Annotated in this window: 11 protein-coding genes; all 11 read right to left on the bottom strand. The window is 40.4% G+C overall.

The window, feature by feature from the left end; all coding sequences use genetic code 11:
- Window positions 1-18 precede the first annotated feature (18 nt).
- The 11 genes from GN277_RS10985 to GN277_RS10935 are packed head-to-tail and all read right to left on the bottom strand — an operon-like array spanning window position 19 to window position 11,146.
- Window positions 19-927, bottom strand: a complete 909-nt coding sequence (locus tag GN277_RS10985) for an NAD(P)-dependent oxidoreductase (protein ID WP_159751075.1) — start codon at window positions 925-927, stop codon at window positions 19-21.
- On the bottom strand, window positions 927-1,514 hold the full coding sequence (locus tag GN277_RS10980; RefSeq protein ID WP_159751074.1) for an SIS domain-containing protein: 588 nt from the start codon (window positions 1,512-1,514) through the stop codon (window positions 927-929). Before GN277_RS10980 ends, GN277_RS10985 begins: the two co-directional genes overlap by 1 nt.
- 12 nt (window positions 1,515-1,526) lie before the next feature.
- A complete protein-coding gene (locus GN277_RS10975) occupies window positions 1,527-2,306 on the bottom strand; it encodes an inositol monophosphatase family protein (RefSeq protein WP_159751073.1) in 780 nt (259 codons plus the stop codon).
- Complete coding sequence (locus GN277_RS10970; protein ID WP_159751072.1) at window positions 2,284-3,042, bottom strand: acylneuraminate cytidylyltransferase family protein; 759 nt, start codon at window positions 3,040-3,042, stop codon at window positions 2,284-2,286. The genes GN277_RS10975 and GN277_RS10970 overlap by 23 nt, the downstream gene beginning before the upstream one ends.
- Window positions 3,043-3,055: 13 nt before the next feature.
- The gene (locus tag GN277_RS10965) at window positions 3,056-4,081 is read right to left on the bottom strand and encodes a Gfo/Idh/MocA family protein (RefSeq protein ID WP_159751071.1); all 1,026 of its coding nucleotides are present in this window, start codon (window positions 4,079-4,081) and stop codon (window positions 3,056-3,058) included.
- Entirely contained in the window at window positions 4,082-5,122 is a 1,041-nt protein-coding gene (locus GN277_RS10960; protein ID WP_204162736.1) for a methyltransferase domain-containing protein, read from the bottom strand. It abuts the gene before it with no gap.
- On the bottom strand, window positions 5,070-6,245 hold the full coding sequence (locus GN277_RS10955) for a hypothetical protein (RefSeq protein WP_159751069.1): 1,176 nt from the start codon (window positions 6,243-6,245) through the stop codon (window positions 5,070-5,072). The genes GN277_RS10960 and GN277_RS10955 overlap by 53 nt, the downstream gene beginning before the upstream one ends.
- Window positions 6,246-6,283: 38 nt before the next feature.
- The gene (locus GN277_RS10950) at window positions 6,284-7,582 is read right to left on the bottom strand and encodes a glycosyltransferase family 8 protein (RefSeq protein ID WP_159751068.1); all 1,299 of its coding nucleotides are present in this window, start codon (window positions 7,580-7,582) and stop codon (window positions 6,284-6,286) included.
- A 2-nt stretch (window positions 7,583-7,584) separates the two neighbouring features.
- A complete protein-coding gene (locus GN277_RS10945; protein WP_159751067.1) occupies window positions 7,585-9,141 on the bottom strand; it encodes a glycosyltransferase family 8 protein in 1,557 nt (518 codons plus the stop codon).
- A 57-nt stretch (window positions 9,142-9,198) separates the two neighbouring features.
- Window positions 9,199-10,869 (bottom strand): 2-dehydropantoate 2-reductase N-terminal domain-containing protein, encoded by a 1,671-nt coding sequence (locus tag GN277_RS10940; RefSeq protein ID WP_204162735.1) that lies wholly within the window; start codon window positions 10,867-10,869, stop codon window positions 9,199-9,201.
- Complete coding sequence (locus GN277_RS10935; protein ID WP_159751065.1) at window positions 10,844-11,146, bottom strand: hypothetical protein; 303 nt, start codon at window positions 11,144-11,146, stop codon at window positions 10,844-10,846. Before GN277_RS10935 ends, GN277_RS10940 begins: the two co-directional genes overlap by 26 nt.
- Between the last annotated feature and the right edge of the window lie 2 nt (window positions 11,147-11,148).

The raw sequence follows: 11,148 nt of genomic DNA, 5'->3' as shown, positions 1-11,148 counted from the left end.
TATAACCGTTCCCTTTTCTTAACCCTCCATTCTTACAAAGGCCATTTCCAAATCATACAGCAGATTTTCTACTGCCTCCACTTCCATCGTTTCCCTGCAATAGCTGTTATAGGTCGCAATATGCGGCGTTAAAATCGCATTCTCTATATTTTGGAGCTTTCCCTCATAAGGCTCCTGCCAAAATACATCTCCCCAAAAATAGGATACCCTTCCGCTCTCTAATGCTTCCACTAACGCCTGCTCATTAAGCAATGCTCCCCTCGCACTATTTAGTATCACAACGCCATTCTTCATTTTTCCAAATCGCTCTGGTGTTAGAACTTCTTTGTTTCCCGAAGCATGAAGTGAAATCACATCCGCCCACGCCAATTTTTGTTCCAAATCCGTATCATATCCCGACAGGTATTCATCATACGCCTTTATGTTACTTCCAAAAACATTCAGCATACATTTTACTCGCTTTCCAATCCTCCCATATCCGATCAACAGCACGTTAAGGTTTTTCAGAGAAAATCCGATATGCTTTTTCCAAATGTTGCGGTGCATCTCATCATTGCACTGGATGAGCTTATGGCCAATCGCCAATAACGCCGCCATAGTCATCTCTGCTACAGCCTCCGTCGGTGCATCCGGAGTGTTTGACAGTGCGATTTTTCTTCGCTTTACCGCCTCTATATCCACATTGTCCATTCCGATACCAATCCTGGCAATGGCTTTCAACGTAGGGGCTTTGCTTAACACATCTTCATTTAGGAGCTCCAAGCCTGCTAAAAGTCCATCTGCACCTTGTAGATGCCGTATAGTCTCATCCACTGTCATTTTTCTTCCATAAGGGTTTTTTACAACCTCAATTCCTTTATCCGTCAATAAACGAAGCGCTCTGTCACTGCTCTGAGAAAAAGATGATGCACCTACTGCCACTTTCATCAATGCCGCCCTCCTTCCATCTCATCTAAAAATAGATCCAACGCGCTATGAAGCAGAACTGCATGTGCTGATTCTACCATTCCATATGTGTCTAACGGGACATAAAAATTGAGATTCCCCATCTGCCTTGACAAATTATCCTTTTTCTTTCCAGAAAGAGTCACTACAAACGCGCTTTTTTCCTTTGCCGCTTTTATTGCTTCTATTACACTTGGAGAATTTCCTGACGAAGATACTGTAATTAATAGATCCTTCTCACAAATCAGGCGTTCAATTCGATAGGCAAACACCCTCTCGTAACCGATATCGTTACTGATCGCCGTTATATGAGCCGTCTCGGAACACGTATCTGTACGTATTTTTCCATTTTGGAAAAAATCGTGTGAAAAATGCTCCGCTATCGCCGCACTTGCTCCATTCCCACACAAAAATATACAGCCGGAAGCTTCCCTCACCTTCTTAATACGCTCAATCCATTTTCTCATCCCTTCATCTTGAGCCATCTCTTTCCCCACCCCGTCCGTCACAATCAACGAACAAAGCGCCGAATGAATATCCGAAAAATATTCCCGCAATTGTTGTCCCATTTCCATTCTCCTTTACCCAACTCCATTTAATCCCAGACTACAAAAATCATTCCATAGCTCCTTATTTGCAAATGCTTTATAATTACATTTATTATCATTCAATAAAACCAGATTCGTAATTCCGCCTGCCGCATCTACGATTGCTTTTGCCGCAGCAACATCCCATAGCATGATCTCATCTTCAAAGTACGCATCTATGCGCCCATCCGCAACGAAAGAGCTCATTATCGCCGCTGTGCCCAGCATACGCACTTTTTTAAACTTTTGCACCTGTTGTATAAAAGAGGAAAGGCTCTTCGTGCTGTAATCTCTTTTTACCGGAAAACCGGTCGCCATCACTGCCTGAGCCACCCTTTTTTCTGATGACGGAAGAATCCTTTCTTCATTCTTAAACGCACCTTGACCAACAACCCCATAGATAAGCTCATCCGACATAAACCGATATACAACGCCAAACACTGGCTGTATATTTTGATACAGTGCGATGGAAACACAGGCCAATTCATCCATTCCTTTTATATAGTTCACAGTTCCATCCAAAGGATCAATAATCCACCGATAGTCTTGATTTCCCTCTATTATGCCGGCTTCTTCCGACAAGATTGAATAGTCTGTCGCTCTCAATATATCTACGATGATTTTTTCGCTCATCTGATCGGCTACTGTCTTTAAATCTTTGTCCATAGAATTCTTGATACCCATGCATGTTTTTTCCTTCAAAGCTTTTCCTGCCTTTATCGCCGCCTGTTTTGCCAGAACCAACTCTCTCTCATACATGGCAATTCCTTTCATATGGCAACTTATCTTCCGTAAATCCGCTTTCTTTCAGCCACACTTCCACCTGCGGAACCTGCCACGAAAAATCAACGTCCAATCCCGCCCAATTCATGATGGGATAGGACTTCTGCCCCATCCACTGATAAGGGAGCATTCCTTCTTCTATCTTTTCCAGGCAACGAGGGCGAACAATAAAGGTTCCATCCGTAAAATACACAGCGCCCTGTGAATCCTTATCGCAATTGATTCTATCAAGGTCATAAAGCGATTCTAATGGAGCAAACGAATGAATCAAACCATCCTCACCGATTCTTCTTGCTCTGGTTGGCGAAAACATATTGTATTTTGAAACAGTGGCTGCCGAATCAAGTTCCTCATTGGCTCTCAAAACACGGATTCCCTCTTTTAACTGTTCCGGTAATATAAACGGCGCATTGCACTGCATCAGTACAATAAATTCGATTTCCTTGCCCTGATTCTTAATGAAATGATATCCATGTACCATTGCATCCTGATGCAGCGCCTCTTTTGTACACAGGTAATCCGGCCTGTCAATAATATGTACCCCATATTTTCTGGCAATCGCCTTTATTTCCTCCGAATCCGTTGATACATAAATCTCATCAATTTCCTCCGTATGGAGCGCAGACAAAACCACATATTCCATCATAGCCCTTCCCATTACAGGGTATACATTTTTATTTGGAAATCCAACACTACCGCCCCTTCCCAAAATCAACGCAACAACCATTTCTTTCCTCCTGTTATCCTTTTTTCTCCGCAAGTTTATAGATATCTGTCACAATTTGCATGGTTTTCACTGCATCATCCATCGTTCCATGCACAATTGGTTTTTGATTTGTCACAGCCTCATAAAATTCATCCATCTCTTTATCCCAGGAAAAATCCTCATTAAAACACATTGTATGCTCTTTCGGCCTTCCCAGCTTTCCGCTCTCCGCCAGCAAATCCTTTTTATAATATGTAATAGATTCCTCACCATAGCTTTTTGAATTCGTCAGAAGTCCGTTCAGCGCTATATATCCGTTTGTGCATAAAATATCCATATCAAACTTATGACGCCACTGCAGGACGCTGGAATGGATAGAAGCAATCTGATGACGCTCCGTCTCCAATAAGGCAATAGCCGAATCCTCTGTCTCCAATTCTTTCCATACAAGATTATTTACTATACCACTCTTTACATACAACTCGCTCCCTAGAAGATAACGCATCAAGTCAAGCATATGGATTCCCTGATCTAACAGAATCCCTCCCCCCGAAATCTCCTTATTATTTCTCCATTCCTCGGCAAAATGTTCATTGCCTGCCTTTCCATAGACCCCCCGCACACACACAGCCTCTCCAAGCAAGCCTGAATCGAGCAAAGCTTTCGCCTCGATAACGGAATTATGATATCGATGGTTAAAACCAAATTTTAATGTTATCCCACATTCGTTATACACCTTCTGTATCTTAAGCGCGTCCTCTAATGTCCTTCCGGGAGGTTTTTCAGAAAAAACCGCACAGCCTCTTTTCAGCGCATAACACACAATTTCCGGTATCATTTTATTGACCGCGCATACAATGACCACTTTGGGCTCCTGCTCATCTATACATGTCCTCCAATCTGAGTAGACAAAAAGTCCGTCTGGCATCTGTTCCCTCACCTCGGACCTGATATCACATATAGCCCTTATCTCATACCCACCATGCCGCTGCATTGCGTGATACCGGATCCTTCCCATTATCCCAAACCCGATAATCACGCTTGATAGTTTTGTCTCCATTTACTTCTCCTTTCTGGCTACTAACTGGGCATAAGAACTCAGGCCGCTTTTCTGTAAAAAGCGTTGGAACTCTGCCAATTCAGCAGCTCCAGCCGTTTTCAGGAAATAATAGAGGAAAGCATTCTCATTCTCCAAAGAGTTTACCTGCTCATGCAGATAGCTCACATCCATTGTTCCGGGAGTCGTCAGTTCTAAAACCTCGAATCCAGCCTGTTCCAAAAGAATACGTAATCCCTTCGGGGTTGGAAGCAAGTTGAACTCATATGGAAATATACTTTTGTTATTTTCTTTTAAGGCCAGTACATCTATTCCGCTGCCCATTCGGATGCTGAAGAATAAGAGTCCGTTGTCTTTCAGACTTTTATGAACCTCTTTTAGAAATTGCAGAGGAACAAATTCCATCTGTATGTAATCCATACATAAAACCACATCCGCAGATTCTGTTTTTTCATCTGCATTGATGGAAAGAATTGAATTTCTAAGCTCATAGCTGTGAACCAGACCCGAATTCTTTATAAGCCGTATCAGTTCCCGATATCTCGTTCCAAAATCAAGGATTTTTAGATTCTGATTTTTTCCAAGGTATCGGAAACACCGAAAGCGATACCAGTCAAGCAAATCATTCCACAATATCGTTCTGCGGTTACTGGTGTCCGACTGATATTCCCAGTCCAAGCGAAGGGCGGCCAGCGCCTCATTTTTCTTGTATCGCTTTAGTTCCTCGCCGTCTATACCAGCATATATACTGAAGCAATTGGGACATTTATAATAGGGTACCTTCCATTTAGTAAAAAAGAGTTTGTATTCCTTCTCTTTGCAAAAAGGACATCCCGTATTCCAATCTTCTACTGTATGCGCACTCTCTGCAAAATTCTTTATAATATTCTGTTCCCGTTCAAACAGGGATGGATTTTTTAGAGGTGGGACCAGCTTTTCTGCTTGTTCGTAATAATCAAATGAAGTGAACATCTTACTCTCCTTTCTGATTCTATAGGCAGGCTGTCTTGTAAGCTTCTGTTCCCACCCTATCTTCCAGGGCATCCTTTTTTCCGAATTGTAGCCGCTTATCCTTGATCATATCCAAAAAACATGAAATATCCCATTCTACTGTTTCTTCACTTCTTAACGAACGTGACCGTATCCGTAGAAGATTACTGTCTTTTTTTGATAAAAGCTGCTTTTTTTCTGCACTATGACCTTGCTTCGTGTCTAACAAAAGGATACTATTACCCTTTTCAGTCCATATCCCGATTTTTCCATCATTTGTTACAAACTGCGTTAATATATAATTGCCATCCACATCTTTTGAAGAAATGAACGGCATTGCCTTAAACGATAAACTGGACTCTTCAAACATAATCACATCCTGCAGCCTCAAAGGATTCGCATAGGCTGGAATATAGCATACCCATCCATTCACATATCTGCTCTGCAAAAAAGGACCGTCTATTTTCTGCTTACAGCCCAATGCAGAACTAAACGGCAAAATATCCGTTCGCGTTGTATGCCGTAAAACTGTATCCCAACATACGATTTTTCCAGTACGGTCACTTAACCAGAGCTCCCTTCCTGCATCGCAAACGGTTTCTATGCCTCCGTCCAGCTCATCAATATTATAGAAGCCGCATTGGTTTCTTCCCGTATCAAATACATAAATGATATGATCTTGCGAGGAGGCCATATAAATATACCCCTCCTTATATACTGTTTCAATACATAGACCACCTTCCATAATACTTCCGCTCCATCCATACTGATGGGTTCTTGCGTTCACATGCAAAATCTGTGGTTCAAACACACCAAACCGTCCGCATACAGGAAACCATATATCATCCCCTTGTATCATCGGACTGCGTGATTCATACCGCTTTGCTCTACGCTTTCCAATAGAAATCTTAGAAAACTCTTTTGACTCCATATGATAGACCCATACATCTTCTCCTATATCAGGAAAAGCAAAAATATCATTTTTCCATTTCACACATGTTGGATGGCTCTTAAAACTTGATTCTTCAAAAGGGAAACGAACAATCCAAGATAACCGTCCGGATTCTAAATTCCACACATATAAATCATTCGTATGAAAATCAATAAACCATGCTTTTTCTTGTTCTAAAAAATATCCCATACTCCACAGCCGATGTTCATCCATATCCATCTCCATCCTTTATCCACCCATTAGACAATATTTTCAACTTACTCTTATAATTCATTAGATAGCCCTATTAAATAATCTCTCAAACCTACAACTTCTATATTTAAAGGCATTGATTTAGCAAGGACATCCACAAATTCGCACTGGTTCTTTATCGGTGTCACAATAATCTTGCTTTTCTTCCCTGCAATATGCTCCAAGACATCCGTTTTTTTCATTATTTCTAAGCCATGAAACATTCCACTCTTTTTTTCATCAATCACACCGACAAGCTTTCCCTGTAAATTTACAGATTTGAGTAGCTTGTAAAAGCGCTCTCCCATTTCACCCATCCCCCACAGATATAGCGCCGCTTTTTCTTCATTTAATAATCGTTTCAAATCTTCTGTTCCCTTAAAACGAAACAGCAAAGAAAGTGTCTGCACGTCAATCTCTTGATCCACATCCTTGCTTTTTTTACTTATATATGCCTCCGTCCTCTCAAGCTGTTCTTCCAAAAAAGCATAGTAATAGGGAGTCTCCTTTGCATAATCCCACCAAAGAGAAAAACTCTTATCCTTTGCCCCCGTTTCCCAGGGATTTAGCCCAGCATAATGAACAATCGAACAGCCACTCTTTAATTCCTCCAGTGATTCATATTTTTTAAAATTAGGTTTAATAAACTTGTTCACACGAGTTGAAATATAATCCCATTTAAGAGGATCCAATGCAAGGATATCCTTTTCACCAAACTCTATATTAAATAATTCCTCTTCAAAAGTAGAGATTTCTATTTTGTACTTAAATGCCATCTGAAACAAGTAATCTCTTGGATAAATCTCCCTGATTCTTTTCAAATTCCACAGCAGAATTCCTGTATTATAATGAATCCAATGTGTGCGCTCTTTCGGATACCATTTTCTGAAATTTTTATCAACTATAAAATTAGCGCACATGTTAGGAGCAGCGCCCAAACACTTCTCTCCCATATCCATCGCAAACAATTCTTTTATACTGTGATTGACAACAACATCAACATCCAGCATCAAAATCCTGTCTACAGTATCGGGTATAAGCTCAGGAATCAACAGCCGAAAATAGATTTCCAGCGACAGGTTCTCTCTATCTTCCCTATGGGCAGGCATAGAATCAAACTTGTGTTCATCTACCCAGATATATTCCACGTGGTTACCGTATTTTTCTGTCAAATCCAAGATATCTTTTTTGTCCTTCTCCGTAAAATCACGTTGAATCACATAAAGGAAAATACTTCCTTTATTATTATTTTTATACAGAGACAATAGCATTGTATACAAGTATCTCATATACTTTGAATTGACTGTTACACAAACATTCATTACCGCCATCTTCAAATCTCCTTTTGCTTTATATTTTGTCGGTTCACCTGTATTAATTCCTCATAACAGGGATATGCCAAGCACTTAATCTGCAGATAACAGTCATTCGTAAGCAAGTAAACCTCTTTGCAGCCCCGGTCATATAACTCCGTCAGCCAACCGGCATGGAACCGGTCGTTCACAGCAAGTAAGACAGATTGAGCGCTGTTCTGAAACTCATCTAAAGCCTGCATCTCAATTCCCATTATTTCTTTCAACTCATTCAAATGCACAGGTATTAAAATCTTTGTTACTTTTTTCTGAAGGGAATGTCTCTCAAAAGTCATCAGACATGCCATTGTAACCTTATCTAATCCACAGACCACCATTCGGTCGATTTTTAAGATATATTGTTTCCATTGCTCATATGTTTCCAACTTATTGACCTTCATGGGCAGAACCGGACAATTCCATAGAATTTTATCGGATGGAATCCCCATTCCCCCCAATTCTTCCTTTATATTATCTGCCATGGACTTTGCCGAAACAGCAATCAATATCCAGTCATAATCTATGTCCAAAAGCACAGCAGGCGGCAGAACCTGCTCTCCATATATCACTTTGCCGAAATTATAATCGACCCAGGACACTATCTTGCAAAAACCGCATCTCATATTTTGCAGATAATATGCCTTTCCAAACTGACCGGCTCCATAAAGCACAATCCGGCTATTTGACGGCACAAGTTGGAATGGAAAGCTTAGACGTGATGATTTATTTATCTTCATCTCCCTATCATAGTATGGGGTGTCTTTTCTGTACTCCAAATACAGTGATTGGAATTCACTGATAGAATTTTTAAACCAAGGCTTGAATAATTGCGAACCTGTATAATGCACAATAATTGGATTCTCTTTTTCCCATTGCTCTGGTAATAGCGTATCCAGCCATACATTCCACTTTGAATGAAATTTTTTCACCCTTCCTGAGAGTATTGCGTTCAATGCATCCTGATCCCATCTTGGTAAAATATCCGGATGCAGTTTTATGAAATTCAGTATTCTCTTTGCAATATCATTCTCCCTCCACCATACCAGATTAATTAACATAACGCCTGCTTGGAAATAAAAGTCCTGCTCCTTCATCCCTAAGTTACGCTTCCTGTATGCTGGAACCGGTGCTTCCCGGCTGGCCGCCGCATACCCATCGAGCTCTGTTTCCCAAAGCTCTGTCAGATCTCCAAGGCAAATCGTATCACCGTCCACATATAAAATTTTATTCAATTCACAAGGCAGTTGCTCGGCAGCCAGAATTCGGAAATAAGTTTCACAAGAAATGGTATCCCCCGGCTTCACTGGAAAAAAGTAAGAATCCGGATGAATAAAATAAAACGAAATTTCCGCCAGATTAGACTCCCTTTGTATCCAAATTTTGACCTGTTCCAATATTTCATTTTCTATTTCACTGTGTAAAATATGGAAATGAAGATTCCTTCCCTGATTATTCCGTAAAATAGAACTCATACATACAACGCTCTGCTCCATAAAGGATTTATTCGCAGACAACAATAAATGGAATGTTTCACTCATGTATCTCTACTCCTTTAACAGTTTCCCTATAACAGCAGCACAGCAAAGAAGCTGTCCCTATGTCCACACTATCGTGTCTCTGGCAATTCCTAATTTGCTTAACGTTTCGATGATTTCCCTAACAATTCCTCTGTCTTTCACCGCAACTAAGACATAATCGAACTCAACTGATTGAATCTTCTCAACTGCTGAAACAGGTAATCCGTTTTGTACACACTGCTCATATTTTTGATCGACCCATAAAATAATCTTGCAGTCGCCCATCTGTTGTAGTTGTTTATAATAATGCTTTCCTACAGCTCCTGCCCCATATAACACAATCTGCGTACCTTTCTTAAAATACGCCTGCGGGAACTTAGGCCTATAAATTGCTATGTCTGAAGAACATCCACGTTCTTGTGCCGAGTATTTTAAAAAATCCATAGTGTTAAGATAATTCCATTTTGCACAAATAGTGTATTGCCCTTTTATTTGAAAAGAAACCTTCAGCATCTCCGACGGCAGCATATACTCAACCCCAGAAATCGTCTTCTCATATGCCACTGTACCCTCTGTGTCATAAATGCAAATTTTGAAACTCCGAATATATGCTCCCACTCCTCCCATCAAATCAATGGAAAAATATGGCATCTCATCCGCCGCATCCACATGCCAAGTGCTATGGATGAATCCATCCTGACTGATATTCCGGCAATAGTACTTCCTGGCTCCCAAAAGAAGCAGCGATACAGGCATATAATAGTCTACCTGCTGATTCTCGCTATATGTACAGATATCATTAATCAGATATTCATCGCATCCTCTTAAACGCAATAGATACCGCATTCGTTCGTCATGACTAAGCTTAAAAATCTCTCTTGTAATTCCCGCCTTTTCCAGACATATTTCCAAATGCTTTTTATAGATTTCGCTCTCAGCAGGATAGGTGAAACGCCATTCCCAATAGTCCTGATTGAAAAACAACTCAAAACCTGGAACTTGAAACGCAAAAATTAAATAGTTCAGAAATTTTAAATCCACAACCTTCTCCGATTGAAAATCCTTCTCAGCCATAAAGGAGCCAGACAGTAGGTTTTCCTTGCAACACGCTACTCGGTTCCACATCATTGCTGTTATCAGAGCATTAGAGCTCACACTCGTTACCCGTTTGCAGCTTAAGACAAAGGAATCTATATCTGCACGGTTGTCTAACGATTCTGCTGCTGAAAACTTATACCGGTGCGGTCGAATTGCAATATCACCCCGCCCATAGAGTCGTTCGCATTCCCACTCAAGATCTTCATCTATTGTTCTAGTCTCCGTGAAAATATGCGGAATAAAAGACATACCCGTCTGCGCGATCCCTATTTCATACTTCGGTTGCGCCCGCATCAAAGGAATCATCGGAAGCGCTTCTTCTTGCACGAACAATGCCAGCAATTCTTCTCTTGAAAAAATCGGGATATCTGATCTTTCCGCTAAAAATCGTTCATATCTTCGCTGGCATTCATCGGAATGATATAATTTCCCCTCCATATTTGCCCAAAACAAAGTCTGCGTACACCCTTGCCGTTCCCTGATCGGAGAAATATCTTCTTTAATGATTTTAATTCCTTTTCTTTCAGCAATGGTATTCAAACTCATATACCCCTGACCAAAACAAATCATTCCTTTGATAGGCATCTTCTTTTCTGCTTCCTCGATAATTGGAACCAAATAATTTTCAAATCTTAAATCTCTTTTTTTCAAATAAATGCAGAAAAAACTCCGTGTCTCCTCCATAATTCTTCCTTCCATCTTCGTAAAATTGATCTGGCAGATAGTGAATAAAAATCGTATCATGTAATTCTGATTCGTCCACATTCAGTTCCAACGATAATCTCAGTATGCTGTCTTTCACCTCATCCTGATACCATTCATTTGTAATCAAAAGTCCTCTAAAACGATAACAAAATCTGAGATAATGAATGACATACCATTTCAGATTTTCATTATAAAAATTCTGTAATAAAAACAATAGAAACATTA

Origin of the sequence: Sporofaciens musculi, from assembly GCF_009830285.1 — a bacterium.
GTDB classification, from domain to species: Bacteria; Bacillota; Clostridia; order Lachnospirales; family Lachnospiraceae; genus Sporofaciens; species Sporofaciens musculi.
This window is presented reverse-complemented; position numbering and strand designations above follow the sequence as displayed.